At 40.9% G+C, this 26496-nt stretch carries 24 protein-coding genes; 11 read left to right on the plus strand and 13 right to left on the minus strand.

The annotated features are described in order from the left end of the window. Window position 1: 1 nt before the first annotated feature. Window positions 2-3598 (plus strand): AAA family ATPase, encoded by a 3597-nt coding sequence (locus tag E0H82_RS02845; RefSeq protein ID WP_131262903.1) that lies wholly within the window; start codon window positions 2-4, stop codon window positions 3596-3598. A 103-nt stretch (window positions 3599-3701) separates the two neighbouring features. On the opposite strand, the gene fur is transcribed toward E0H82_RS02845, so the two are convergent. Continuing rightward, window positions 3702-4139 (minus strand): ferric iron uptake transcriptional regulator, encoded by a 438-nt coding sequence (fur, locus tag E0H82_RS02850; RefSeq protein WP_131262904.1) that lies wholly within the window; start codon window positions 4137-4139, stop codon window positions 3702-3704. Between the two features lie 114 nt (window positions 4140-4253). On the opposite strand from fur, the gene E0H82_RS02855 reads away from it, so the two are divergent. Beyond that, the gene (locus E0H82_RS02855) at window positions 4254-4652 is read left to right on the plus strand and encodes an outer membrane protein assembly factor BamE (RefSeq protein ID WP_116762046.1); all 399 of its coding nucleotides are present in this window, start codon (window positions 4254-4256) and stop codon (window positions 4650-4652) included. Between the two features lie 45 nt (window positions 4653-4697). On the opposite strand, the gene E0H82_RS02860 is transcribed toward E0H82_RS02855, so the two are convergent. The 10 genes from E0H82_RS02860 to E0H82_RS02905 all read right to left on the minus strand — a co-directional run bounded on the left by E0H82_RS02860 (window position 4698) and on the right by E0H82_RS02905 (window position 14738). Next, entirely contained in the window at window positions 4698-5021 is a 324-nt protein-coding gene (locus tag E0H82_RS02860) for an RnfH family protein (RefSeq protein WP_131262905.1), read from the minus strand. Then, window positions 5021-6103, minus strand: a complete 1083-nt coding sequence (locus E0H82_RS02865; protein ID WP_131262906.1) for a hypothetical protein — start codon at window positions 6101-6103, stop codon at window positions 5021-5023. Before E0H82_RS02865 ends, E0H82_RS02860 begins: the two co-directional genes overlap by 1 nt. A gap of 174 nt (window positions 6104-6277) precedes the next feature. Further along, on the minus strand, window positions 6278-6733 hold the full coding sequence (locus E0H82_RS02870) for a bacteriohemerythrin (RefSeq protein ID WP_131262907.1): 456 nt from the start codon (window positions 6731-6733) through the stop codon (window positions 6278-6280). Between the two features lie 263 nt (window positions 6734-6996). Continuing rightward, a complete protein-coding gene (locus E0H82_RS02875) occupies window positions 6997-7845 on the minus strand; it encodes a class II glutamine amidotransferase (protein ID WP_131262908.1) in 849 nt (282 codons plus the stop codon). 99 nt (window positions 7846-7944) lie between these two features. Continuing rightward, a complete protein-coding gene (locus E0H82_RS02880) occupies window positions 7945-8727 on the minus strand; it encodes a GNAT family N-acetyltransferase (RefSeq protein WP_131262909.1) in 783 nt (260 codons plus the stop codon). Window positions 8728-8873: 146 nt separating this feature from the next. After that, window positions 8874-9773 (minus strand): acetylglutamate kinase, encoded by a 900-nt coding sequence (argB, locus tag E0H82_RS02885; RefSeq protein ID WP_131262910.1) that lies wholly within the window; start codon window positions 9771-9773, stop codon window positions 8874-8876. A 12-nt stretch (window positions 9774-9785) separates the two neighbouring features. After that, complete coding sequence (locus tag E0H82_RS02890) at window positions 9786-11210, minus strand: phosphomannomutase/phosphoglucomutase (protein WP_131262911.1); 1425 nt, start codon at window positions 11208-11210, stop codon at window positions 9786-9788. A 206-nt stretch (window positions 11211-11416) separates the two neighbouring features. Further along, the gene (gene dut / locus E0H82_RS02895; protein ID WP_116762032.1) at window positions 11417-11869 is read right to left on the minus strand and encodes a dUTP diphosphatase; all 453 of its coding nucleotides are present in this window, start codon (window positions 11867-11869) and stop codon (window positions 11417-11419) included. Between the two features lie 34 nt (window positions 11870-11903). After that, window positions 11904-13943: a UvrD-helicase domain-containing protein gene (locus tag E0H82_RS02900; protein ID WP_131262912.1), complete on the minus strand. Its 2040-nt coding sequence runs from the start codon at window positions 13941-13943 to the stop codon at window positions 11904-11906. Window positions 13944-14090: 147 nt separating this feature from the next. Continuing rightward, complete coding sequence (locus E0H82_RS02905; protein ID WP_131262913.1) at window positions 14091-14738, minus strand: OmpA family protein; 648 nt, start codon at window positions 14736-14738, stop codon at window positions 14091-14093. Window positions 14739-15005: 267 nt separating this feature from the next. Here E0H82_RS02905 and E0H82_RS02910 point away from each other — a divergent pair, with 267 nt between their 5' ends. The 6 genes from E0H82_RS02910 to E0H82_RS02935 all read left to right on the plus strand — a co-directional run bounded on the left by E0H82_RS02910 (window position 15006) and on the right by E0H82_RS02935 (window position 19386). Further along, complete coding sequence (locus tag E0H82_RS02910) at window positions 15006-15944, plus strand: acyltransferase (protein ID WP_131262914.1); 939 nt, start codon at window positions 15006-15008, stop codon at window positions 15942-15944. A gap of 4 nt (window positions 15945-15948) precedes the next feature. Then, window positions 15949-16998, plus strand: coding sequence for a preprotein translocase subunit SecA (locus E0H82_RS02915; protein WP_131262915.1), 1050 nt, complete (start codon window positions 15949-15951; stop codon window positions 16996-16998). A 122-nt stretch (window positions 16999-17120) separates the two neighbouring features. Continuing rightward, window positions 17121-17849: a septum site-determining protein MinC gene (minC, locus tag E0H82_RS02920; RefSeq protein WP_131262916.1), complete on the plus strand. Its 729-nt coding sequence runs from the start codon at window positions 17121-17123 to the stop codon at window positions 17847-17849. Between the two features lie 65 nt (window positions 17850-17914). After that, window positions 17915-18727 (plus strand): septum site-determining protein MinD, encoded by an 813-nt coding sequence (minD, locus tag E0H82_RS02925; RefSeq protein ID WP_131262917.1) that lies wholly within the window; start codon window positions 17915-17917, stop codon window positions 18725-18727. Between the two features lie 2 nt (window positions 18728-18729). Beyond that, on the plus strand, window positions 18730-19002 hold the full coding sequence (minE, locus tag E0H82_RS02930; RefSeq protein WP_116762020.1) for a cell division topological specificity factor MinE: 273 nt from the start codon (window positions 18730-18732) through the stop codon (window positions 19000-19002). A 96-nt stretch (window positions 19003-19098) separates the two neighbouring features. Beyond that, complete coding sequence (locus E0H82_RS02935) at window positions 19099-19386, plus strand: PA4642 family protein (RefSeq protein ID WP_131262918.1); 288 nt, start codon at window positions 19099-19101, stop codon at window positions 19384-19386. Window positions 19387-19438: 52 nt separating this feature from the next. On the opposite strand, the gene E0H82_RS02940 is transcribed toward E0H82_RS02935, so the two are convergent. Continuing rightward, on the minus strand, window positions 19439-20329 hold the full coding sequence (locus E0H82_RS02940; protein ID WP_228258615.1) for an AEC family transporter: 891 nt from the start codon (window positions 20327-20329) through the stop codon (window positions 19439-19441). Window positions 20330-20448: 119 nt separating this feature from the next. Between E0H82_RS02940 and E0H82_RS02945 the strand changes: the two genes are divergently transcribed. Next, window positions 20449-21330 (plus strand): LysR family transcriptional regulator, encoded by an 882-nt coding sequence (locus E0H82_RS02945; protein WP_131262971.1) that lies wholly within the window; start codon window positions 20449-20451, stop codon window positions 21328-21330. A gap of 52 nt (window positions 21331-21382) precedes the next feature. Here E0H82_RS02945 and E0H82_RS02950 read toward each other — a convergent pair whose 3' ends face one another. Beyond that, window positions 21383-24460, minus strand: a complete 3078-nt coding sequence (locus tag E0H82_RS02950; RefSeq protein WP_131262972.1) for a DNA translocase FtsK — start codon at window positions 24458-24460, stop codon at window positions 21383-21385. A 252-nt stretch (window positions 24461-24712) separates the two neighbouring features. Here E0H82_RS02950 and trxB point away from each other — a divergent pair, with 252 nt between their 5' ends. After that, window positions 24713-25666 (plus strand): thioredoxin-disulfide reductase, encoded by a 954-nt coding sequence (trxB, locus tag E0H82_RS02955; protein ID WP_131262920.1) that lies wholly within the window; start codon window positions 24713-24715, stop codon window positions 25664-25666. A gap of 82 nt (window positions 25667-25748) precedes the next feature. Next, entirely contained in the window at window positions 25749-26483 is a 735-nt protein-coding gene (gene aat / locus E0H82_RS02960) for a leucyl/phenylalanyl-tRNA--protein transferase (RefSeq protein ID WP_131262921.1), read from the plus strand. The last annotated feature ends 13 nt before the right edge of the window (window positions 26484-26496 follow it).

Raw genomic sequence — 26496 nt, forward strand, 5'->3', positions numbered from 1 at the left:
CATGAAAATTTTATCTATTCGAATTAAAAATCTGGCATCTCTCGCGGGTGAACATCTGATTGATTTTGATGCTGAACCACTGGCCAGTGCAGGTTTAATTGCCATTGTAGGTAAAACGGGTGCGGGGAAATCTACTATTTTAGATGCCATGTGTTTAGCGCTATTCAATAAAATTCCACGCCTCAAAGACAGTGATGGTAAATTGCTGGATAGCGATGGCTCAGAATTACTGACCAATTCGCCACTCACGGTTTTGCGTCGTGGCACAGGGCACGGTTTTGCCGAATTATGTTTTATCGCACAAGACCAAAAATGTTATTTGGCACGTTGGGAAGTCAAACGTGCACGTGAAAGTGCTTCGGGCAAACTACAAAATGTACAACGCTATTTAAAATGCTTAACTGACGATGTGGTGGTTGCCGATAAAAATAAAGCGGTAGAAACCCATATTCAACAGATTACCCAACTCAGTTTTGAGCAATTTACCCGTGCTGTGTTATTGGCACAGTCTGAAGTGACTGCTTTTTTAAAAGCCCGTGACAATGAACGGGGCGAATTATTGGAATATCTGACCAATTCCAGTATTTTCGGTAAAATTGGACAGTTGGCTTATGAAAAAACCAAATCGATTGCGACGCAGCGTAAAGAACTGGAAAATGTCTTAGGTCATATTGAAATTCGCTCCGAAGAAGAAATTACAGCACTACGCACTCAATATGAAACTGCACAACAGAATTATCAAACACTCGAGCAGGAAAAATCACAGTATCTTCAACAACAGCAATGGTTTACACAACTATATAAATTGGAACAAGATATTGTGCTTAAACAGCAGCAGCATGAAACCCAACTGCAAGCACATACAGCTTTAGCGCAAGATCGCCAACAACTGAGCCATCTCGAAACTTTTTCTGCGATACGTCCCGTCGTATTTCAGCAACAACAAATTCTAAACAGCCTGCAACAGCTTGAACCACAAATTCAGCAACAACAACAGCACTTTACTGCCCTAGTCACTCAATTTGAACAAGAGAAAAATCAGTTTAACCAAGCTGAAACTGCATTGCATCAGTTACAAGATTTCGAACGGCAACATCAGCAAGAACTGGGTGATGTCCGTAAATATGTACAAGAACGAGACTATATTGCCGATGAATATAAAAAGACCAAAAGTCGTTTGCAACAACTGGATATACAACAGCAGCCTTTACACGAACAGCAACAGCAATTTGAACAACAATTACAACACTTGATCACACAACAGCAATTCTGTGCAAATCAACTGCAAAATAGCGATCAGTTTGCAACTTTAGATCAAGGTTTAAATGCTCATCTTCAGCAACTCAAGCAATTTATTCAACACTATCAAAAAGTTGAAAAAACTTTAGGCAATATTACGCAAGCACAGCAACAGCTTGATCAAGACAAAATTCTGCTACAAAAATTAGTCGCAGAATTTGGAGCGATGGCTCAAATTGAAACGCAACGAGAAAAACAACAGAAAAACAAAGAGCAACAACTCACTCGACTCAACCAACTGGATTCAGTTCAGCAAAAACTGGAGTATTTCTTTGCCTTAACCAATGAAATCCAGAGTCTGAAAGACAAATTACACAGCATTGAACAACAGCAGCAACAACTCCAGCAAAGCACCAAACAAGCAGAAATCGAATTTCAATCTGCAAAAGAGGAACGAGAAAAATTACAAAGTTTCTTACAACAACAGCGCTTGTTACATACCGAAAATATTGAACATTTACGTGCCGCATTAAAACAAGGCGAAGCCTGCCTTGTCTGTGGCAGTACAGAGCACCCTTATCGTGATGATGAAAATCTAGTCTCGAAAGCATTGTATGAACTGCAAGAACAGCAAGAACAACAAGCGATTCAACAGGAACAATTATGTCTGCGCCTGTGGCAAACGGCTCAACAACAACTGACTCAAATTGGCACTGAGCACATCCAACTGCAGCATTCGATACAACAGCTCAATGAAAAATCTGATCGACAAAAAAATGAGTTACAACAACATCTCGCACTATCCGAGCTAGTTCTAGATTTAACTCATCCTCAACAGGAAATTTTAGCCACACTACAACATTGCCTTGCAGAAAGTACGCAGCTTAAACAGCAGGCAGAACTTGATTTGCAACGGCTCAATCAAGCACATAAAGATCAGTTGCAACTGACACAAAACATTCAATACAACACCCATCAACTGGCGTCTGTACAGCAATGGCAACAGCAAATTCAGCAGATTATTGATTGTCTAGCGCCACATGAACAAGCTGCGTGGGTCGAGCATCCTCTGTCTACGGCACAACAAACAATGCAGTATTTACAACAACGTACGCAGCAAATTGAACAGCGTGATCGCTTAAATAAGCAAAAAGAACAAACTGAACAACAACTGAATATTCTCAAAGTAAATCTCGGCAGTTTGACTGTTCAGCACATCGAGTTCGTGCAACAACTGAAAGAGGTTGAAGCCAAAGGCAAGCACAATTCTGAAGCAGCACAGCAACTCATTATCAAGATGACTGGCTCAACCGAGCTTAAAGCCAATGAATGGCTTCAGCAGCATGATCAACAACGTCAACAGCTACAACAACAATACCAACAACTCAAACTCAGTTTTGAACAGGCGCGTCAAAACTTCGAACAACACAAAAATGCGCTAGAACAATTGAAAGCACAACAGCAGCAACAGCTCCATGCACTGGAGCAAGCTCAAACAGAAATTTCAACGTGGTTAACGCAGCATAGTGAATTTTCCGAGCCACGCTTAAAAACGCTGCTTGCGATTTCCTCAACTCAGGAACAACAACTGCGTTTATCCCTGCAACAGGCAGATCGTCAATTGAGCGAAGCGGCCTATGCATTGAAAACACTGCAAAGCCAATTACATGAACATCAGCAATATCAATCCAAAACCAATCACGATCAATTGTTGCAGTTACTTGAGCAAAATACAGCTCAATTACAACAACTGACAGAACACCGTGATCAACTCAAATTGTCACTGGAATTACATCAGCAAAATTTAGCCAAACAGCAACAATTCGCAGCCCAAATACAACAAATTCAGCAACAGGAACATCGTTGGGCTAAAATTTCAGGCTTGATGGGTGATGCAACAGGAAAAAAATTCCGCGATTTGGCACAGCAATATCACCTCGATATTTTAATCGAGTATGCCAACCAACAATTGGCGCTGTTGTCACAGCGCTATACCCTAAAACGCTTGGATAACTCGCTCAGTCTCGCCATTATTGACCATGATATGGATGGTGAAACCCGTTCTGTCGCTTCACTTTCAGGGGGAGAATCCTTTCTGACCGCATTGGCTTTATCCTTGGCAATTGCCAATATGGCAGCAGGTTCCATGAAAATTGAATCGCTATTTATTGATGAGGGTTTTGGCACTTTAGATGCATCATCTTTACACATGGTGATGAATGCATTTGACCAATTACAAAACCAAGGACGCAAAGTGGTTCTCATTTCTCATATTCAAGAAATGCATGAGCGCATTCCTGTTCAAATTCAGGTACAGCCAATAGGTTCTGGTTCTAGCCGTATTCAAATTGTGTCTTAATTGCCTATGCGTAACCTTCTGCCCATTTAAAATTTGCTCCATCAAACAATAAAAAAGGCTTCATTAAGAAGCCTTTTTATGTTCACTCAGTCATTAAGTTACATTACTTTTTACGTAATGCATCCTGACATTCTTGTTCATCACAGTAGCCATACAGATTTAATGAATGACCTGTTAAGGTAAACTTATGCTTTTCAGCCACTGTATGTTGTTCGTGCTCAATAACTTCGTTAGTAAATTCAATAACTTTATTACAGTTTTGGCATACAAGGTGATCGTGGTGATCATCTTGCATAATTTCAAAAACTGAATGATTATTTTCAAAATGGTGACGCTGAATAATACCAGCAGCTTCGAATTGCGTTAACACGCGATAAACAGTTGCTAAACCGACATCTTCACCCTGTTCGAGTAAAGTCTTATAGATATCTTCCGCGCTTAAATGATGTTGTTTTGAATTTTCTAATAATTCTAATATTTTAATTCGTGGAAGTGTAACTTTAAGTCCAGCTTTGCGTAAGTCTTGGTTTGAAATAGGCATGTAAAAAGGTCTCTCTCAACAAATTTAAAGTTGGAATATGCAACAAAGTTAAGATGCAGTATGATCTATCCGTGGATCAAATGCATCAAAATTAATTTGGGATAGTGTAGCAAAATGCAAAAAATCATGTTGACGTTATTCGTCACTTCACTGCTCGCGGGCTGTTCGACCTTGGGCGTTTATAAAGTAGATATTCCTCAAGGAACACCATTAACACAAGCCCAAGCCTCAAAAATCCAAGTCGGCATGAGTCACCAACAAGTGCGTTTCTTACTCGGTAGTCCAACGATTACAGATCCATTGAATCCATTACGATGGGACTACGTCTACAATTATATCCCAGGAACTTATGCTAAAAAAGCCAAGATCCCAGCAGCGCATGGTCAGCATTTGAAAATTTACTTCGATCAAAACGGTATTGTGAACAAAATTGAGGGTCTAGAAACGATTCCAGAATCACAACCTGGTTTACCTGGATCGAAAGAAGCGATTTTAACTGCGCCACCACTATAGACGCTTTAAAATAAAAAGAAACCCCTCATTGAGGGGTTTTTCATATCATTTCAATTGTTTAAAGCGATTGCCTTTGGCATAGCGTCCCACAGGGTTATTGGCTGCACGGTTACGTCGAATATCCTTTGGATTGATGGTCAACGCTCGATAAATTTCAACCCGATCACCTGTTTGCAGCAATTGTGTAGGTTCTTGCAGACGTACACCAAAAATCCCCAACTGCAAAATTTCGGGTAGTTCAATTTGCTCTCGAATTCCACTTTGCTCAATTGCATCTAATGCCGTCATACCCGATTGAAAGGGAACTTCCAGATGAAATTGTTGTTCCGAGGTCGCATAGGCCACCCACACTTTGGCTTGCTCCGTCATCAGATCAATTGCCCTAATACCGACACAATTGCAAGAATGATCGACAGTGGGAGTACAATACGCACCGCAATACGCCAAACATTGTAAAACAGCTCGTTACTAAAATTCATGGCTTTGCGTAAATGGCTGATTTTCATGATCCAACCCGCAAAGACCGCATAAATCAAACAAATCACTAAGCCCCAGAGTAGCAAGACCATATGAAAAACTGGAGTGATTTCTGGAATTGCCCACACCAAAACTGCCGCTACAATGATCGCCCATTGTACAACCATAATCATCTGACGTTGTGCCAGTTGTTCACGTGCCAGTTGTAGCAGTAATGCCGCTCCTGCAACAGTGGCGACCAATAAAGCAATCACAGGTAATTGTGCTGCTACAGCAAAATAGGCAAATGCCAACACGGCAAGCAACTGGGCAATCCAAATCGGCAATACGGTTTTACTTGCAGCAGTATCTTGTTTAGCTTGGACTAAACTGGTCTGCCAATACAGCCCTAAGCCTAAACCACTCGCAACCAATGCCAATACAGTCGCACTGCCCCATTCTCCAAATTCAAGTGCGGTCATTTGCCAAGCAGGTAAAGCCACTCCACTCACTTGTGAAAAAATCAGCGCTGCAATGACGCCCAATGCCGTAATCACAGCAAGAACTAAACGCGGAGCCAATGAGAGAATTACCGCTGCAACAGCTGTACCCACAAAAACGTATTGTGGTGCAAATCCTTGAATGAACCACTGTGTACTATATTGGCTTACGCTAAATAACATCGCACCCGCTAGAAATGGAATAAACACCACCGCCATCCAGCCAACTAGACGCCATCTTGGAGATGCATCCGCATCACGTGTTAAATTAGACAGTGCATTTAATGCTGTAGTTTTCGAACGTTTTGCTAAAGCAATTTCTAAATAGCAAATTGGCAAAGCCAAAACCAACATAGTGCCTAACCAAAGCAACCAGAAATCGAGTTGACGCTCTGTTTGTATTCCCACTATAGGTGCCACAGTGGCAATAATGATAAATGACAAACAAAAAGCCATCAGCGGCGATAACCATCGTGACATAGCATTGTCCTGCATGATGCATTCCTAATAAAAATCTATCGCTATTTTGCCTTTCTCATGCGTGAAAATCAAAAAGAAAAGCAAACCACCGCATTCGATGGCTTGCTGCGCCAATGCTTTTATTTCTTTTTTTAACTTTTTAATTCTTTTGCACAGCATGTCCTTGCTGAATTCTAGGCCCTACTGTACTTAAGAGAAGAAGCGAGCAAACCAATTCTTGCCCTTTTTCTTTTCTTTTTCTTTAATAATTCCCATCATGTTTTCTTTAACAGCACCAACATAATCGGCATCATCGTGTTGGATATGGTTAATTAACCATTTCGCTAAGACTTCATGTAATTCAGCCTCAATAGAATGTCCCATTTCAAAACGGTCACGATACGACTCAATTTTTTTAATAAATAAGTCATGCACACGTTTATGCGGCACACGGTATTTGTAGCCCGCTTCCTCTTGCAAGGATTCTTCAAAAGTAAAATGAGATTGGGTGTAATCAATAATATTATCGAGAATCTGTTTAATGCGATCACGGTCTGTGTGAAGAGCAATGTCATCAATTTCATTAATATAATCAAGGATTCGCTTATGCTGATCGTCAATCACGTCGATACCAGTATTATACTCTGGAACCCATTTCATCTTCATACGCCCCCATTTAACATTCATTATTCATTACTGGAAAAAGATAGTAACGGTATTAAATTTAAATAAAAAACAAGTAAATTACTCTGGATTCAAGCTTTTAGCGTTATAAACAGACTAAGATGATGATAAATATATATTAATTGCTTTATACCCGATTAAAAGAATAAGATATTTTTTAACCGTAAACATTATTTTTTCTTTAATTATGAAAATGTTAATTTTAACAATAAAACATCAACACGAATGCAATTCTCGCGCGCTGATTAATACTGATCAGCGCGGGTAATTCGTTTTAAAGTCGGATTGGCTTGTTCACGCACTAAGCGCTCTACCTGAGTAAATGCACGCTGAACGGGTTGTCCATATTGAAATAAAATCATTTCGCCTGGTTGAAATGCCTGCCAAACTTCATTCTGCGTCAACGGTTCAGTCGTAATGACGGCAACACGATCTTCAGGAGTGGTCACTTGACTAAAATCGACTTCGACATCGAGGTCAATTAACTGTGCTGGCTTAAATGGGTATTCACGTACCAACCAATGCAATTTGGTAATGGCGTAACTAAATAATGCCTGACCATTGGATAAGCAAAAGTTAAAAGTACCGTGTTCTGCAATTTTTGGAGCAATTTCTAAGAGTAACTCAAACACTTGGGTTAAAGATGGTTCGACATAACCAAATTTAGCGACCAATTGATCTAGTAGAAAACAAAATGCGCGTTCACTGTCCGTATTGCCAATCGGAGTAAAGTGTCCAGTTAATGGTGGATCAAAATCAAGCAAGTCACCATTATGGGCAAAAATCCATTGACGCCCCCATAGCTCACGCATGAACGGATGTGAATTTTCTAAGTTAATTTTGCCTTGAGTCGCTTTACGAATATGTGCAATCACATTGCGTGATTTAATCGGATAATTCCGTACCAATTCCGCAATTGGCGATTCAACCGCAGACTGATTATCCACAAATAAACGGCAAGCTTTGTCTTCAAAAAAAGCAATACCAAAGCCATCACAATGATCTGAAGTAATGCCCGCACGCTGTGAAAAACCACGGAAAGAAAACGTAATATCCGTTGGGGTCGCACAATTCATTCCGAGCAACTGGCACATAAGCAACTATAAACACTTTAATAGATTATGGGTTTATTGTGCATGACGACGGTAAGGCTTGTAAATCTTAATCTGTGCTAGGTTCAGTAATTTTAATGCTTAACGCTGAATCTGTTTTTTCATGACAAAACTCTTCGCCATTTTATTCACTTCAAGCAGAACAAAATAATCCAGACAATTAAATTCACGATCATAAAATGCCTGCTGTGATAGCTTGGCATTCATTTTTAGATACACATCAAACAATTTGGGAATTTTTTCATCTTGTGCAAAACTGTATTCAGGATGTGTCGGCTCATATGCCACTTGCGGTTGAATTGCACAAGTCTGCGTTGGGCTGAGTTGTTTTAAATATTGATGCGTATAATACGCACGCGCCTGATTGCCTTGTAGGCGAATACTGACACAGCCAATCAAATATTTCGCCCGCATTTCCCAAAGGACTTTAGGAACGAGATTGAGCCATAAAATGGATAAGGCGCGACTAGAACGATAGCGATGATGCACACAAGTTCGTCCAATTTCTACAATATTGGATAAATGTCCAAGCTCATCAAGAATTTTAAATTCTTGCGCGCTATAGCTCTGTGCTAAATCTTGTCCTTGTAAGAGTTTTAAACGTGTATAGGCCACAATTTCATTGCTGTATTTATCACGCAATATTGCATGTTCACAGCCAAAATCATACAAATCCTGATCGATGTCTTGATCGAATGTAATTCCGAATTGTTGGGAAAATTGTGCTGCGCGGAATTTCTGGACTTCATGTAATTGTTTTAAATCTTCCACCCATTCAAAGCGGTATTGATGAGTTTGTTTTTCAGCTTTTTTTTGTAATGGAGAGGTAAAGTTTTGACGATATAGATTCAGCTTTTCAAACATTGTTATGCGCTCTTCTGGCTTTTTTCATACACTAGGCAATGCAGATGACAATACAATGACCAAAAAATGACGGCTGTTAAATAATCTGCACAATAAAAAAACCAGCCCTTAAGGACTGGCTTTAAACACGAGATAAACCGAATGGATTAGTGTTTGACGCGATTGGTAATCAATGTGCCCACACCATGATCGGTAAAGATTTCCAACAAGGTTGCATGTGGAACACGACCATCCACAATATGTGCACTCACTACACCACCTTTTACAGCATCTAAGGCGCAACCCACTTTTGGAATCATGCCTCCGTAAATCACGCCTGTTTCAATCAGACGATCGACTTCCTGCGTGGTTAAGCCCGTGAGTAAGTTTTTATTTTCATCCAATACCCCTGTGATATTGGTGAGTAAAATCAGCTTTTCTGCACCCAGTGCTTCAGCCACTTTACCTGCTACAAGGTCAGCATTGATATTGTAGGTATTACCTTGATCATCGACACCCAATGGGGCAATGACTGGAATAAAATCGCTTTGGGTAAACATTTCCAGTACATCAGTTTTCACACCAACGACTTCCCCCACTAAACCTAAATCGATTTCTTTTACCGAACCATCTTCTTGGTTTTTCTGCATCAACAATTTACGTGCGCGAATTAAATTGCCATCTTTACCTGTTAAACCAATGGCACGGCCGCCATGTTGGTTAATTAGGTTCACAATAGATTTATTCACACTGCCGCCCAACACCATTTCTACCACTTCCATGGTAGCAGGGTCAGTTACACGCATACCATCAATACGGTCAGACTCACGACCCAATTGTTTTAGGAAAGAGTCAACTTGAGGGCCACCACCATGCACAACAATCGGGTTTAAACCTACGGTTTTTAACAACACAATATCACGTGCAAAAGAGCTTTCTAGCTCTGGGTCGGTCATTGCATTGCCGCCATATTTTACGACCAGCGTTTTACCCGAAAAACGTTGAATATACGGCAAAGCTTCAGTCAAAATTTGTGCTTTGTCGATGCCAGTCTGCTGATGTGGCATTCGCCTCTCTCCTCAATGAGCATTTAAAATGTCGTGTGCGATTTTAGGATATCGATCACTTAACATGGAAACAAATGATTGCCGAATATCATTTAAACGAGCAGGATTATCGGCATCAAAACGAACAGTAAAATATTCGCCAGTATTAGATGCTCGAATAATGCCAAAACCATCTTCAAAATCAAGCCGTACACCATCAATTTTACTCAATTGAGCAGCGATGTGATGGCTCTGGACTTCGATATCGGCCAATAATAATTTAGGGTCAGCACTATAAGTACTGATATAGGTATCTTCGGTACTACAACGCTCAGGATATTTGGCTAGTGCTTGTGAAAGCGTGAAATCTGGAGATTGACTTAAAAATTCAAGTACACGTAATGCGGCATATAAGCCATCATCATAACCAAAACCACGACCATCATTAAATACGTAGTGTCCAGCATATTCCCCACCAAACACCGCCTTTCCACATGATTGCATGAGATATGTCTTTAAGAAGCTACTGCCTGTACGAATCATTTTGGCTTGCCCACCCAATTCATGCACCGTATTACGTACCATGGTCGAGCATTTCACATCAAATACCACTTCATGCTGAGGATGCGTAGCAAGGCACATTTCGGCAAATAAAGACAATAAGCGATCTGCACCAATAATACTGCCATGTTCATCGACCAATACCAGTCGGTCGCCATCCCCATCTAGCGCTATGCCAATATCTGCGTGTTGCTCTCGAACTGTTTCGGTTAATGTCGTTAAATGTCTCGCTTGCGACGGGTCTGGCGCATGATCGGGGAATTCTCCATTGGATTCACAACGCAGTGCTGTTACCTGACAACCTAACTTTTGTAAAACCAAAACGGCACAGCGCCCTGCCGAACCATGTAAACCATCAATCACCACATGGAAAGAACGTTTCAGTTGAATATCGTCTAAGATGGCTTGCTGATACCGCAAACAGTAGTCCACATCAAATTGATGCTGAACATTGCTTAAAGGGACTTTACGTTGAGGAGAAAACTGTAAACTCGCGACATAACCCACTTGTTGGATCATTTCAGGGCACGGCGGTTCACCTTGCATAATCCACTTGATGCCATTGTCACTTTTCGGATTATGACTTGCAGTCACCATAATACCGTTGCCTGCAAATTGACGCGCAGAGTAATACAGCATTGGGCTAGAGCAACAACCCACATTCACAACATGAAACCCTTTCTTTTCAAATATTTTTTGTATTATTTGGGCATAAGCTGGGCTACTCAGTCGAGCATCATAGCCAATCACCACTTTGGTCTGAGCGGCTTGTTGGTACTGGCAGGCCAGACCATGGGCTATCGCTTCAACCAATTCGGGTGTTAATAACGTTACTTTTCCACGAATATCATAGGCGCGAAAGACCTGCCATGGAAATATAGGTTGTTGAATATTCATATATTTGTAACTTCTGAACCCAACCAATACTTTAAAAATTCGTCTTATTCATACAACGTAAACGTTTTAAAATATTTCTAGTTTATATCTGAATAGAATTGAACTGTTAATACTATTTAAGTGTTGTTGACAACTTATAAAGTGAAATTAAATAAAATCTTTTATATTTCAGAATGAAAGAGCCCAAAGGCTCTTTCATATCAACATCAGTTTTTACCTGTATGCCCAAAGCCACCCGCACCACGCTCAGTCGCCACAAATTCATCCACTTGTTCAAATTCTGCTTGTACCACAGGAACAAGTACATATTGTGCTAAACGTTCACCTGGTTCCAAGGTAAATGCATTTTGACCACGGTTCCATACTGATACCATAAGCTCGCCTTGGTAGTCTGAGTCAATCAAACCCACAAGGTTACCTAAAACAATACCGTGTTTATGCCCTAAGCCTGAGCGAGGCAAAATTAAACCTGCAAAACCCGTATCTTCGATATAAATAGCTAAACCTGTTTTAACCAGTACCGTTTGACCCGGTTCAATCACAGTGGGTTCAGTCACACATGCACGTAAATCCAGACCTGCTGAACCCTGCGTCGCATAAGTTGGCATAGGCCATTCTTGTCCTAAACGTGCATCTAGAACTTTAACTTGAACCTTCATATTGTTTCCTACTGTTTCAAAATTAATATCACAATCAACGCTTAATTAAAGCGCGTAAATTTTCGAGGTAGTGTTGTGCTTGCTGCTTCGGATCAACATTGCCCGCGAGCTTTTTCTTGCGTCCCAACCACTCCAATTCATCTTGTGGCAATTCATCTAAAAAGCGGCTTGGAGTCATTTGACGCATTTGCCCACCCGCTTTACGTTGCTCGGCCAAGGTAATGGTTAAACCTTGACGTGCTCGAGTAATTCCTACGTACATCAAACGGCGTTCTTCTTCGACTGTTTCAGCCGCAATCGAGTTTTTATGTGGCAGTAGCTCTTCTTCTAGACCAATCAAATACACGAATGGAAATTCCAAGCCTTTTGAAGCATGCAGTGTCAACAAATTGACCTTATCGGTGTCCTCTTCTTCCTGTTGTTGCTCCAACATATCCAGCAACACCATTTTGCGAATTACACTCTCAATATTGCGCTCATCGACATCTTCTGCACGGTTAATCAAACTCTGAATACTGCTATATAGCACTTCAATATTGTCGAGCTTGGTTTTTTCCTGTGCAGGTGTAGCCGCAGATTCTTTGATATAGTCGATATAACCTGCTTCAAACATCATTTGGCGAATAATCGGTACTGGTTCATCATCTTCTAGCAATTCACGCGTAAAATTAGCAATGAATTCGGCAAATTCAGCCAACTGCGTGGTGGCCTTTTTCGGAATTGCCATGGTCAAGCGTTGGTCACCTGCCGCTGCCAATAAAGACAAATGATTTTCTTGTGCAAATAAACCGAGCTTTTCTAAAGTAACAGGGCCAATGGCACGTTTTGGCGTATTAATAATACGTAAAAAAGCACTGTCATCTTCAGGATTAATAATCAGACGCAGATAACTCATAATGTCTTTGATTTCTGCACGGGCGAAGAAGGACTGACCGCCAGATAACTTATATGGAATCTGCATTTGACGCAGTTGTGTCTCTAAAATACGTGCTTGGAAGTTACCCCGATATAAAATGGCATAATCTTTCCAATTTTTTCCATTCATCAACTTATGTGTGATCAGATCTTTAACGACCCGTTCTGCTTCATCATCATCATTACGACAAGTGATGACACGAATCACTTCGCCATGACCTTTATCTGACCAAAGTTTTTTATCAAAAATATGCGGATTGTTACCAATTACAGTATTCGCCGCTTTTAAAATACGGCTGGTCGAACGATAGTTCTGTTCCAGTTTAATCACTTTTAAATTGCGAAAATCTTCATTCAGCAAAGCCATATTTTCTGGTTTGGCACCACGCCATGCGTAGATCGATTGGTCATCATCACCTACAGCTGTAAACTGTCCCATCACACCGACCAAGAGTTTCACCAAAATATACTGTGCTGTATTGGTATCTTGATATTCATCGACCAACAAATAGCGAATGCGATTTTGCCAACGGTCTCGTACTTCTTGATTTTCTTGCAACAAGCGCGTTGGCATCACAATCAGATCATCAAAATCCACTGCATTATACGCCCGTAAATTACGCTCATACAGTTGATACAAGTGTGCAAACTGAACATCTTCAGCAGTTTCACAGGTAATGTGCGCCTGTTCAGGTGGAATCAAATCATTTTTCCAGTCTGAAATCATCTTCATGGCTTTGGCAATCAGCTCTTTACTTTCAGCACCAGATAAATTGTCACGGTGCATCAAGTCCATCAAAATACGCTTACAGTCATCTGCATCTAAAATAGAAAAATTATTTTTTAATGGCGTGTGTTTCAGCTCTAAACGTAACATGTTTAGACCGAAGGTATGAAAGGTCGAAACCGATAGCCCTTTTGCTTCTTCACGTGACAACAACTTTGTCACACGCTCTTTCATTTCGCGTGCAGCTTTGTTGGTAAAAGTCATCGCAGTAATGCGATAAGCCGGAATACCGCAATGTTTCACCAAATAAGCAATTTTACGGGTAATGACTGAGGTTTTACCCGAACCAGCCCCTGCAAGTACTAACAAGGGCCCTTGAGTATATTTCATGGCTTCAAGTTGCTTGTCGTTTAACTGACTTGCCAGCGACATAGTGTTTCCTCTTTTTAATCCGAACTAGATTATAGACATCAAACCCCCAGATGCCTAACCTAAAATGACGATTATCTGTTCATAAAAAAAGCCACCTAAAGGTGGCTTTTCCGAAACTCAATGATTTCTAAGCAAACAAAATATTAATTATTTTGTTTCATACACTGTAATTTCTACACGACGGTTTTGTTCACGGCCCGCAGCAGTATCGTTGCTCGCGATTGGTGAAGTAGAACCATAACCACGTGCAGTCATACGTGAGCTTGCAATCCCTTGAGATGATAAATAGCCCATTACAGAGTTTGCACGGTTTTGAGATAATGGATTGTTAATCGCATCTGTACCTGTGTTGTCTGTGTGACCATGAATTACAAGTGCAAGTTTGTTGGCTGTACCATCTTCACGTAATACACGTGCAACATCATTCAATGCTGTTTGGAAACGCGGTTGAATGGTAGAAGAGTTGGTTGCGAACGTAACACTTGGCATTACCAAATTAATCGAACCATCTTTGTTACGGTCTACATCAACGCCAGTACCCGCAAGTTCTTCACGAAGACGTTTCTCTTTTTTGTCCAATAATAGACCTGCACCACCGCCCACTACGGCACCAATTGCAGCGGCTTGACCCATTTTATCTTTGTCTGCATTTGAATATGCAAGACCTGCACCCAATAATGCACCGAGACCTGCACCGATTGCCGCTTTGTCATATTCCATACCAGTGCCAGTAGATTGACAACCTGAAAGAACCAACGCCCCTGCTACTGCTGATGAAATTAATAGTGCACGCATGACATGCCTCCATTTGTGTGTTTTGTTTATGCTTGAAATGGTCGCCTAAAAATAGGACTTAGACCATTGATCTTTTGTAAATAATAGCTTGTATGGTTACATTTTGTAATAATTAATTCTAACTTTGAATGTGCATTCATCACATTCCCTACATGTTTAATAAATCATGAAGGATAATTTACCAAACACAACGCTTGTTTTATTTTCAGAATTTGCAACTATATTCAATAACGATAATGGATGATTTTACTTAGGATTATTTTTTATATGTCATCTCAAGCAAACAAACAACCCATATTAAAAAAAATCACACGTGGACTAACTGTTGGCTCTGTCATGACGGGCAGCACTTTTTTTCATGGGCCGCCTGTACTTGCGCTTGGTTTAACCAAACTATTTAAACAATCAGAAAAAGTAGATAAAACCAATATTAAAATTACCAATAGCTGGCTTGGGGTCAATAACTGGTTGATTGATCATGTTTTACCCCATCTAAAATGGGACATTACGGTCGATGAGGATCTCGACTTAAGCATGCAAGGTCGTTATTTAATGACCTGTAATCATCAAAGTTGGGTCGACACGACAGTGAATCAATATTTTGGACTCACGCGTATGCCCCTGACCCGCTTCTTTACCAAGTGGGAACTTATTTTTATTCCCTTTGTTGGACAAGCGTTTAAAATTTTAGGCTTCCCGATGATGAAGCGGCATACCAAACAAGAAATTGAGCAAAACCCAGAGCTCAAATCCCGCGATATGGAAGAAGCACGTAAAGCCTGCGAACAATTACTGAGCCAGCCTTTTACCTTACTGAACTATTTGGAAGGAACACGATTCACTCCAGAAAAGCATCAGCAACAAAACTCACCTTATCAGAATCTACTTAAACCGAAAGCTGGTGGCTTAGCCCTCGCCCTCGATATTTTAGGCAATCAAATTGATGCGCTAGTCGATATGACGATTGTCTACCCAGATGGTGCACCCGGTTATGGCGAATTCTGGTTCGGTGAAGTGGGTCGAATTGCCGTGAATTTACGCAAAATTGAGATTCCTGACTGGGTTTTAGGTGGAAACTACGAAGATGATGAAGAATATCGTGCACGCTTCCAAGCATGGGTCGATCAACTCTGGACCGAAAAAGATCAACTGATTAGTCAAATGAAAGCTCAATATTCAACAACTGCTGAAATGAGTACGGTGTAATCCTATGAAGCAGAACAGTTCCACCAAAAAATCAAAATATCATCGTGTAGATCCACAGAGTTGGTCATTTAAACTCTATCTGATCTATGACACCTTTATGGTGTTCCTGATTATTTTTAATCTGTTCTGCTTATGCGCCAATTTTTTCTTAATGAGTAATATTGGCGGCTGGTTCTTAACCTCGCTTCATTTAGATGAAATCCTCAATTTTTATCGTACACATCTACATCCTTGGGTGATTACCACCGAAGCATGGTTCATCTTATTTTTAATTACAGAGCTCGTGGTTCGTTGGGTGATTGCCATCCTTTATCGCCATCATCGACGTTGGTTCTTTTTCCCCTTTATTCACTGGTATGAAATTTTAGCCATTATTCCGCATCTACGTTTTCTCCGTTTATTCCGTGCTGGGATTATTATTTTTCGTCTACATGAATTGGGTTATAACGTTATTCCCGAATCCATTCAAAAAAGAGCAAAATTTTATTACCGAGTGATTATGGAAGAACTCTCTGATCGCGTGGTTATTACGGTATTGGATGGGGTAAAACATGAACTGAATACCAGTTCAACCCATAAAAAAATCATTCATGATTTGGTCGATCATCATCGGGTGTTATTTGCACAAGCTTTGGCCGAGCTTTTGCAGGAATCGCTGGCAACGGAATTACGACAACGCCAAACGATGATTGCTCAAAATATTGGCGCCATTGTGAATCAAGCCATTGAAGATACCCCTGAACTCACTCAGTTATTGCGCTTAATTCCGATTGTCGGTGGGCGAATTGAGCATCAAATCCAGAGTATTGGACAACGCTTGGGAGAAAATATTACCTACGGTATTTTAGAGCCGTTGATGTCGGGTAACCCTGAACAACCCAATCATACCTATAAGCTTATTGCCGAAAAAGTCAGTGAATTGAATATTGATAACCATGCGCTCGAACAACTGGTTGAGTCTGCGGTGTATGAAAGTTTGGACGCTATTCGTAAGCAAGTGAAGGTGAAACAGTGGTTAGAAGACCTTGAAGAGCTCGATCAAGCTAAAGAATAAGCATTAAGATAAAAAAGTTACAAACTTGGCTAGAGAATTCAAAGAATTTGTTCTAGGATTTGCTCTATTTACAACATCGCTTCGGCATAAAACCAATAGCTTCGAAGTCTTAAGGATAAAATATGGCTGATATTCGGATCACCGGTAGAATGGTTAACTTTAGTAGATTAACCTTCGACACAAATGACCATAATGCCATTCGTCAACAACTGACCCAACTACTTCAAGACAGCACAACGCATGGTGCTCTGGTGATTTTAGACAGTACCGTTGAACAAGAGCTGATTGCCCTAATTCAACTGCTGCTCGATTTAGATTTACAGCCCATGGCGGTGATTGAAGGTTTACTGGGTGATGAAGCACGTGCGATTCAATTTCCTGTACTCCCCGCTGACAGTAAATCGTTACAACGTATTAAAGCAACCCAAGAACAAGTGGTTGAAACTGCGGTGCAAGCACCAGAAGTGGCAATCGAAAATACACAAAAGGCATCTCCATTTCCACGTAATATTGGACATATTACCTCGTATCACGATGAAATCTTACGAACAGGCCAATGTTTAATCCAAGATCATGGCGATATTATCGTCAATGCAGGGATAAATAGTGGTTCAGAAGTAATTGCTTCAGGAAATATACATATTTATGGCAGTGCTCGTGGTAGAGTTATCGCAGGTGCTGGTGGAAACAGTGCTGCTCGCATTTTCTGTCACTCACTTGAAGCCGAATTGGTTTCAATTGCAGGGACATATTGTGTTGCCGATGATATTCCACCCCATGTCGTAAAGAAGTCCGTACACATTTATTTAAATGAAAACCAAGAGCTCGAATTCAAAGCTTTGGAATTTTAATGTATAAATAAACACCAAAACCCCGCTAATTAAAGGGGGGATTTACCATAACAGGAGTGGATTCGGTGGCGAAAATTGTTGTCGTAACATCAGGCAAAGGTGGCGTAGGAAAAACTACGACCAGTGCATCTTTTGCAACAGGTTTAGCCCTTCGTGGTCACAAAACTGTTGTTATCGATTTTGACGTAGGTTTACGTAACCTTGACCTTATTATGGGCTGCGAACGTCGTGTTGTGTATGATTTTGTGAATGTTTTAAATAACGAAGCACGATTACAACAAGCACTTATTCGTGATAAAGATATTGAGAACTTATACATTTTACCGGCATCACAAACGCGCGATAAAGATGCGTTAACCGATGAAGGTGTTGCACGTGTAATGGAAGAATTATCTCAAGAATTCGATTACATTATTTGTGATTCTCCTGCAGGGATTGAGCGTGGTGCAATTCTAGCCATGTACCATGCAGATGAAGCGATTATTGTGACCAACCCTGAAATTTCTTCAGTACGTGACTCTGACCGCATTATCGGTATGTTGGACAGTAAAACTAAAAAAGTAGAACAGAATGAAGGACGTATACGCAAACATTTGTGTATTACTCGCTTTAACCCTGAACGTGCAGACAAGCAAGAAATGCTCACCATTGATGACATTTCGAAAGACATTTTACGTGTACCTACACTGGGTGTGGTGCCTGAATGTAAAAGCGTTTTACAAGCGTCTAACGAAGGTAAACCTGTTATTTTGTTCCATGAAGCAGAAGCTGGACAGGCCTATGAAGATTTAGTTGCACGTTTCCTTGGTGAAGAACGTCCTTACCGTCACATTACAGTCAAACCAAAAGGCTGGTTAGCACGATTATTTGGAGTGTAAATATGGCAGGCTTCTGGAGTAAATTATTTAGTAATGACGAAAAACCTTCAAGTGCACAAATGGCAAAAGACCGTTTGAAAGTCATTGTTGCTTCTGAACAAGGCTTAGGTAAACGCTTGAGCCAAGATAAAATTGACCAAATGAAAAAAGAGATCATGCAAGTGGTCAACCGCTATGTTCGTGGGGTCGATGAAGAACATATCCAAATGTCTGTTCGCTCAGAAGCGAATATTGAAATGTTGGAGATGAATATCAATTTGCCTGAAGAGCGATAATCTGAAATCTGATTAGTCAATCAAATGGATTCAAGGCAAAATAGCATCAGCTATTTTGCCTTTTTAGTTTGAAAAGAATATACCAAGGAGTTTGCGATGGCATTATCTCAGCCAGCAACGTTTAATGAAGAATGGTCGGATGAGCGCGTTTTTGCCTATTTAAATCAGCTTCCTCCTGCAGGAGTTAATGCCGACTTTCATGTTCTTTACCACGCATTCAAACATATGCGTCCAACTGACTACGAACGTTTGTTAACTCAATTTGTCGCAGATGGTCGCAATGTCAATGCAACCAATCCCCAAGGTCAACGGATTCATGATGTAATTGCTGAATACCCTCGCCAATGTGATGGATTCTTAGAAGTCTTGGCAAAATTTGGTTAAGCCTTAAAGCCTACCTTGTGTAGGCTTTTTTATGATCTTCAACCTAAAAAAATTAGAACAATAGTTGCATCAGCAATGGAAAGCTCAACGCAAATAAAAGGGTTTGTAAGCTAATAATTGCCGCCATGAGTTGACTGTCCCCTTGAAAATAGCGCGTTAAAATATAAGATGCCGACGCTGTGGGTAAAGCAAAGAAAACCACCAAGACCGCTATATGTAATGGCGCTAAGCCAAATCCTTGTGCCACAAAATAAGTCAGTATAGGTACTCCAACTAACCGCGATACACTATTCATCATGACGCGCCCGAAATCAGGTTTGAGCTGACTAAACTGTAACGCCGCTCCGACTGAAATTAAACCTAATGGCAGACTGCTACTCGCCAATAACTTCAATAATTGCGATATGCCCTCTGGCATCAATAAGCCAGAGCAATTAAATGCGATACCCCATAAACAAGCGATAATGAGCGGATTCTTCACAACAGAAATAAGCGTAAAACGCAACTGTCCCTGTGCACTTTGGGTAAATGAGCAAACCGAAACAATATTGACCAATGGAATTGCCACAGCAATGATCGTGGCGAACAATTGCATGCCTGTTGTGCCAAACATTAAGCCCATCAAAGAAAGCCCAATATAGGTATTGAATCGAATCTGGCTTTGAATATAAACCCCAAAACGATGTACTGGAATATGAAAGTAAAACTTTAGTGCCCATAACACCATGCTGATCAACAGAATGATTACGATCAATGCCATGTAAAGCATGAGCATAGAACCTAAATCTAGCTTTACGTTAGAAAGATTGCTAAACAATAAAGCTGGGAAAAGAATGAAATAGTTTAATTTTTCAGAGTTTGCCCAAAACCCCTCCTGCAAAAAACCTGTCCGCTTAAACACATATCCCATTCCTATCAGGAAAACCAATGGAAAGAGTGCCATGATCATGTTCATTCATTTATTCCAATTACTGCACATCAGTCAGCTTTGACTCATTTTGGAAACAGAATATAATCCTTCTTCTCCCTCATAATAAAATGAGTGTTTACTCATACCCTCAAATGACCTTTAGCCAACTTGAAATTTTTTTACTGGTTGCTAAACATCAAAGTTTTAGCAACGCAGCCAAGCAACTCGGGATTTCTCAATCTGCGGTTTCACATGCCATAAAAAGTCTGGAGCATTTTTGGCGTGTACAATTGTTTAGCCGAGAACAAAACAGTGTTGTACTGACCGAAATTGGGCAGCAACTTCGCATCCATGCACAGGAAATTTTAAATACAGCACAAGTCATGCAACAGCAAGTTGCTGCGACACATGGACTGCAACAAGGCACTTTAAGAATCGGTTCATTTGGGGCATCCGCATCGATTCATCTTTTACCTGAACTACTGCAAGCTTTTAGGACTGAATACCCTCAAATTGAAGTTTTTGTGGAAGAAGGAACCGATGATGAAGTCACGCAATGGATTTTAAACCAACAGGTTGATGTTGGATTTGCGGTTTTACCCAGCCATCAATTGGATACTTTTCCACTGATTAAAGATATTTTTATTGCCCTTATTCCTAACTCCTACCCGATTGCACAAATGAGTCAGGTGGATATTACCCAACTGAAGCACTACCCTTTTATTTTAACCAAGGCAGGTAGCCAGACGCATATTGAAAAACTCCTTAAACAATATGACATACAGCCCAAGATTCAATATCAACTGTCGCAGTTATTAACGATTCTGAATATGGTCAATCAGCATGAAGGCATTTCGATTGTGGCCGATATGGCCATGACGCCAGAACTGCTCGCACTACACCCCAATGTTGTCAAAAGACCCTTACTGCCGAATACACAACGTGAAATTGGACTCGCAGTCCGCAATCAAAAACTGATCAGTCCTGCAACACGTGCCTTTATCGAGTTGGCACAAACCATGTTCTATTATTAAATTGAACCGCATAAAAAAGCCTGCTCTCAAGCAGGCTTTTAGTAGATAAAGACTAGACGAGAATATCCCGCTTACCATTCGCACCCATCGCACTCACAATCCCATTTTCTTCCATCTGATCGATAATACGTGCCGCACGGTTATAACCCAAACTGAACTTGCGTTGTAAAGATGACGTCGAAGCTTTACGCGTTTCTAAAACAAAGGCCACACATTGATCATACAAGGCATCACGGTCTGAACTGCCATCACCATCTTCAAAACCACGTGAAGTTGGCTCTTCATCATATGGAGTCAAGATTTCATCAATATAATCTGGATCACCGCGCTCTCGCCATGCATCACAAATTCGGTTGACTTCATCATCGGAAATAAAGGCACCATGCACACGTTCAGGTTCAATTTTACCAGGCCCTAGAAACAGCATATCACCATGCCCCAACATGTCTTCCGCACCACCTGCATCCAAAATGGTTCGAGAGTCAATTTTGCTGTTTACACGCAATGCAACACGAGTTGGAATATTGGCTTTAATCAAACCTGTAATAACATCTACGGATGGACGTTGGGTCGCTAAGAGCAAATGAATACCGGCAGCACGTGATTTTTGCGCTAAACGTGTAATCATTTCCTCGGCTTTTTTACCCACCTGCATAATCATATCGGCAAATTCATCTGCCACAATCACAATCGAAGGTAACGGTGCTAAGCGTGGTGCACGCTCACCCACAACAGAGTCACTGGCTTTCCATGTCGGATCAATCAGGTCTTCCCCATTCGCCAATGCTTCTTCAACCTTACGGTTATAGTCCGCCAGTTTACGAATTTTAAGGAATGACATGAGCTTGTAACGACGCTCCATTTCATTCACACACCAATTCAATGCACTAACTGCATCTTTCATGTCTGTTACGACAGGGGTGAGTAAATGTGGAATATCATTGTAGTTGGCCAGTTCTAATTGTTTAGGGTCAATCATAATCAGGCGCAATTGGTCGGGTGTATATTTCAACAGCATCGATAAGATCATCGAGTTCACAGCAACAGACTTACCTGACCCTGTGGTGCCTGCAACCAACATATGTGGGGCCTTGCCTAAATCGGTAATCACAGGATTACCGGAAATGTCTTTACCCATCGCCATTGAAAGTAAACCCGCTGGATCGCGATAAGTCGGTGTTTCCAATAATTCGATAAGACGCACCATTTCACGTGCACTATTTGGAACTTCAATTCCAATGTAAGGTTTACCTGGAATTACTTCTACTACACGCACCGAAGCCATTGACATGGAACGTGCCAAGTCCTTCGAAATATTGGTGACTTTAGAGGCTTTAACCCCAGGTGCTAAATCCAATTCGAACCGCGTCACAACTGGTCCGGGTTGAGCTTCCATTACTTTGGCTTTAACATTGAACTCTTGTAGTTTAATTTCGAGTAATTCTGAAAGACGTTCCAATTGTTCAGCAGTGAAGTTTACTTTTTTGTTCGGATCAACACGATCAAGCAAATCCAATCCGGGTAGCGTAGATAAATCACGACGTTTTTGTGCGACCTGCATAGCACGTGACATGGGTCGTCCTGAAGCATCCGTCAAAGGCGCATCAAAATCAAACTCATCTTCTTCTTGAGGTTTACCCGCAGTTTCTTGCCAAGCTTCAATGAATGCCTCTTTAGATAACTCAGCTTTGCTCTGTTCAGTAAAACGCTCTGACACCTCTATAGCCGTGTGCTGTATTGGCGTTTGAACAAAGGCTGATGATTGTGCATAAGACGATGCTGTACGCTGCTCGACCACAGCAGACTCTGCATGTTGTTCTTCTGCATCAAAATCATCTAGAAAACGATCTAATTCATCGTTCAATAAATGTGCCTTTGTTGCCCCAGCAGTAACTCCGGCGACAGCAGACATACTCAAAATTGAAGCGTCTACTACCGCAATATCAGGGGTTGTTGTAGGCTGAATAGCCTGAACTTCGCTGCGTTGGAATGGGCTATGTACATCCGAAGCCACCTTACCACTAGGTACAGCAGCAAGTAGCTCATCAAAAATCTCATCATCGTCCCAATCAAGATTATTTTTGACTGGTTTTGGAGAAGGTTCAAGCTGCACATCAACAGGATATTGACGCTCTACTACAGAATTGAAATCATGCTTAGGAACTACAGTTTCATCTTCAGCGGCTTTTAATAATGCCTCAATATCTTGTTTATGTAGATGATCATTATGGGTATTTAAAGCACGCCAAACTTCACCCGTCGCAATGGTACGCTGGCTGTCTTGTTCAAGTTGATGCGCTTTGGCAATGGTTTTTTCAAACTCTTCATCATCGTCTAAATCGAATTCATCAAGCTGATTCAACTTAGATTCTTTATGCACCATATCATCAAACAGACGCTCGGCTGCCGCACCAGCAATAAAAGGTTGCTCAATTGAGGCTTTAGAGGGATTGGTATCATCTAATTCAGTTTGATTGGAGGCTTTACTTGGCGCGACTGCAATCACCTGTTTTTGCACTTGAGGTGTGGTACGGTCAAAATCAGATTCACTCTCAGGTACATTTTTATAAAATAAGTCTTGAAGATAGGCAGGTGTAGCTCGCAAGGTATCCCATGTTTTGTTCCACTTTACCCCAAAGGCCAAAGTAAATAACACCACCCAAAACACAATTAAGAACAGCGCAGCACCATAGATGGTCAGAAGTTGGCTCAGGCTTTGTCCCAACTCATAGCCAATAATACCACCAGAGGCATTGGCTAAAGTATCCGCAGGTACTTCCCAAAATAAAAATAATAAGGTTGCTGTCGCCAACAAAATAAAAAATTGAGCAGCATAACGAAATGGTCGGTTCAGAAAACTGCGTGGCCACCACACTTGAATCGCTTCAATAAATAAGAAAAGTGGGATAAGCAGGCTTGCCCAACCTAAAAATCCAAACAATAAATCTGAAATCCATGCTCCAGCGACACCACTTGCATTAGAAACCTGTTGGGTATCACTGGAAATATGCATCCAACCGGGATCAAAAGGTGTATAAGTGACTGTTGCAAGGAACAGATAAATCCCAAATGAGACTAAAAATAATGTCATCATTAAGCGCTGTGCATAAGCACCTGACACCGCAGTCATACTCTGTCCTGTAAGCATTTTTTCATTCATGTTTTTTTGGAAAACAACCTGAATTTGTTTCTTAATAAAACCTGATATTATGCACCTGTTCACGTAAAAAAGATGCAACATTATGAGGGCTTGTTGTTAACTTTATTCTATATAGCTCAAACCGATTTGCATGATCAATATTACCCACATTGAACACACACAACTGTTATACACTTTCACGTATAATTTCATAAATTTTGAAAGAAAAAAAGGATGTCGCGAATGAGCGCTCGTCACTCACGATTAATTATTTTAGGTTCTGGTCCTGCAGGTTACAGTGCTGCAGTTTATGCTGCACGTGCCAATTTAAAACCAATGCTGATTGCTGGCTTGCAATTGGGTGGTCAATTAACCACAACAACGGAAGTGGATAACTGGCCGGGTGACCCAGAAGGTTTAACTGGTCCTGCACTCATGGAACGTATGCAAGCCCATGCAGAACGTTTTGGCACAGAAATCGTGTATGACCACATCAATGAAGTTGACCTTAGTGTTCGCCCATTTGTTCTTAAAGGCGATATGGAAGAGTTCACTTGTGATGCATTGATTATCTCAACGGGTGCAACTGCACAGTATTTAGGTTTAGAGTCTGAAGCAAAATTCATGGGCCAAGGTGTCAGTGCTTGTGCAACTTGTGACGGTTTCTTCTATAAAAACCAAAAAGTCATGGTGGTCGGTGGTGGTAACACTGCGGTCGAAGAAGCACTCTATCTGTCTAACATTGCCTCACATGTGACGCTTGTGCATCGTCGTGACAGTTTACGTTCAGAAAAAATTCTACAAGATCATTTATTTGAAAAAGAAAAAGAAGGCAAAATCAGCATCCTTTGGAACAATCAAGTCGATGAAGTATTGGGTGACAAAACGGGTGTAACTGCAGTTCGTTTGAAATCAACCCAAGATGAATCAACACAAGATATTGATGTTCAAGGTTTATTTGTTGCGATTGGTCACAAACCAAATACAGGTATGTTTGAAGGTCAACTCAACCTACGTGATGGCTACATTCAAGTGCAAAGTGGTACCTCTGGCAATGCGACTGCAACATCGGTTGCAGGCGTATTTGCAGCAGGCGACGTAGCTGACAGCATTTACCGCCAAGCAATTACTTCAGCGGGTTCAGGCTGTATGGCTGCACTCGATGCTGAAAAATATTTAGATGCACTAGGTTCATAATCTTTTGTATCTATTAAAACCGTCCAAATAGGGCGGTTTTTTTATGTATGATAGCGTAAAGAATAACTCCCAGAACTCAATCATGCAGCATACTTTAGCACCTTCCGAATATTTATTTCCCGATCCAATTGATTCAGATCCAGAAGGACATGGGCTGATTTGCATTGGCGCAGACCTCTCCCCTTCTACCCTCTTTGAAGCCTATACCCACGGTCTTTTTCCATGGTTTTCTGAAGGTGAGCCCATTTGCTGGTGGTGTCCCGAGCCGCGCTGCATTATTCGCCCCGAGCAATATCATCCGAGTAAATCCTTGCTGCGTAATATGAAAAAGCATGACTATAAAATTACCATTAATCATGCTTTTGAATCGGTCATTCGTTCTTGTTCGCTCCCTCGCAGCTATGCAAATGACACGTGGATTTCAGAAGAAATTATTCAAGGTTATTTGGACATGTTTACAGCGGGTTATGCTTATAGTATTGAAGTCTGGGAACAAGATCAGCTTGTCGGTGGGCTGTATGGTGTGAGCATCGGTAAGGGGTGCTTTGGCGAATCGATGTTCAGTATCCGTACTGACGTGTCTAAAATGGCATTCTATACCTTAATGTTGCTTGGACAAGAAAACCAACTGGCTTGGATTGACTGTCAATTGGTGAATGATCATTTACTTAGCCTTGGTGCTTGTACAATTTCTCGACAAGAGTATTTAAAATCGTTACAAGATATTATAAAACAACCCTCTATCGATTGGAAAAAGTATCAAGAGGGTGTATTTTCAAGTAAAAGAATAGCGTTATCTTCGCAATTAATCGAATGAAAACAATAGAGGG

The sequence above is a fragment of the Acinetobacter sp. ANC 4910 genome, from assembly GCF_004331035.1.
Classification (GTDB): Bacteria; Pseudomonadota; Gammaproteobacteria; order Pseudomonadales; family Moraxellaceae; genus Acinetobacter.

Coding starts and splice junctions, on each gene's coding strand:
- E0H82_RS02845 (WP_131262903.1), top strand. CDS start 2: ATGAAAATTTTATCTATTCGAATTAAAAATCTGGCATCTCTCGCGGGT.
- fur (WP_131262904.1), bottom strand. CDS start 4,139: ATGCCTATTTCAAACCAAGACTTACGCAAAGCTGGACTTAAAGTTACA.
- E0H82_RS02855 (WP_116762046.1), top strand. CDS start 4,254: ATGCAAAAAATCATGTTGACGTTATTCGTCACTTCACTGCTCGCGGGC.
- E0H82_RS02860 (WP_131262905.1), bottom strand. CDS start 5,021: ATGACGGAGCAAGCCAAAGTGTGGGTGGCCTATGCGACCTCGGAACAA.
- E0H82_RS02865 (WP_131262906.1), bottom strand. CDS start 6,103: ATGCAGGACAATGCTATGTCACGATGGTTATCGCCGCTGATGGCTTTT.
- E0H82_RS02870 (WP_131262907.1), bottom strand. CDS start 6,733: ATGAAGATGAAATGGGTTCCAGAGTATAATACTGGTATCGACGTGATT.
- E0H82_RS02875 (WP_131262908.1), bottom strand. CDS start 7,845: ATGTGCCAGTTGCTCGGAATGAATTGTGCGACCCCAACGGATATTACG.
- E0H82_RS02880 (WP_131262909.1), bottom strand. CDS start 8,727: ATGTTTGAAAAGCTGAATCTATATCGTCAAAACTTTACCTCTCCATTA.
- argB (WP_131262910.1), bottom strand. CDS start 9,773: ATGCCACATCAGCAGACTGGCATCGACAAAGCACAAATTTTGACTGAA.
- E0H82_RS02890 (WP_131262911.1), bottom strand. CDS start 11,210: ATGAATATTCAACAACCTATATTTCCATGGCAGGTCTTTCGCGCCTAT.
- dut (WP_116762032.1), bottom strand. CDS start 11,869: ATGAAGGTTCAAGTTAAAGTTCTAGATGCACGTTTAGGACAAGAATGG.
- E0H82_RS02900 (WP_131262912.1), bottom strand. CDS start 13,943: ATGTCGCTGGCAAGTCAGTTAAACGACAAGCAACTTGAAGCCATGAAA.
- E0H82_RS02905 (WP_131262913.1), bottom strand. CDS start 14,738: ATGCGTGCACTATTAATTTCATCAGCAGTAGCAGGGGCGTTGGTTCTT.
- E0H82_RS02910 (WP_131262914.1), top strand. CDS start 15,006: ATGTCATCTCAAGCAAACAAACAACCCATATTAAAAAAAATCACACGT.
- E0H82_RS02915 (WP_131262915.1), top strand. CDS start 15,949: ATGAAGCAGAACAGTTCCACCAAAAAATCAAAATATCATCGTGTAGAT.
- minC (WP_131262916.1), top strand. CDS start 17,121: ATGGCTGATATTCGGATCACCGGTAGAATGGTTAACTTTAGTAGATTA.
- minE (WP_116762020.1), top strand. CDS start 18,730: ATGGCAGGCTTCTGGAGTAAATTATTTAGTAATGACGAAAAACCTTCA.
- E0H82_RS02935 (WP_131262918.1), top strand. CDS start 19,099: ATGGCATTATCTCAGCCAGCAACGTTTAATGAAGAATGGTCGGATGAG.
- E0H82_RS02940 (WP_228258615.1), bottom strand. CDS start 20,329: ATGGCACTCTTTCCATTGGTTTTCCTGATAGGAATGGGATATGTGTTT.
- E0H82_RS02945 (WP_131262971.1), top strand. CDS start 20,449: ATGACCTTTAGCCAACTTGAAATTTTTTTACTGGTTGCTAAACATCAA.
- E0H82_RS02950 (WP_131262972.1), bottom strand. CDS start 24,460: ATGACTGCGGTGTCAGGTGCTTATGCACAGCGCTTAATGATGACATTA.
- trxB (WP_131262920.1), top strand. CDS start 24,713: ATGAGCGCTCGTCACTCACGATTAATTATTTTAGGTTCTGGTCCTGCA.
- aat (WP_131262921.1), top strand. CDS start 25,749: ATGCAGCATACTTTAGCACCTTCCGAATATTTATTTCCCGATCCAATT.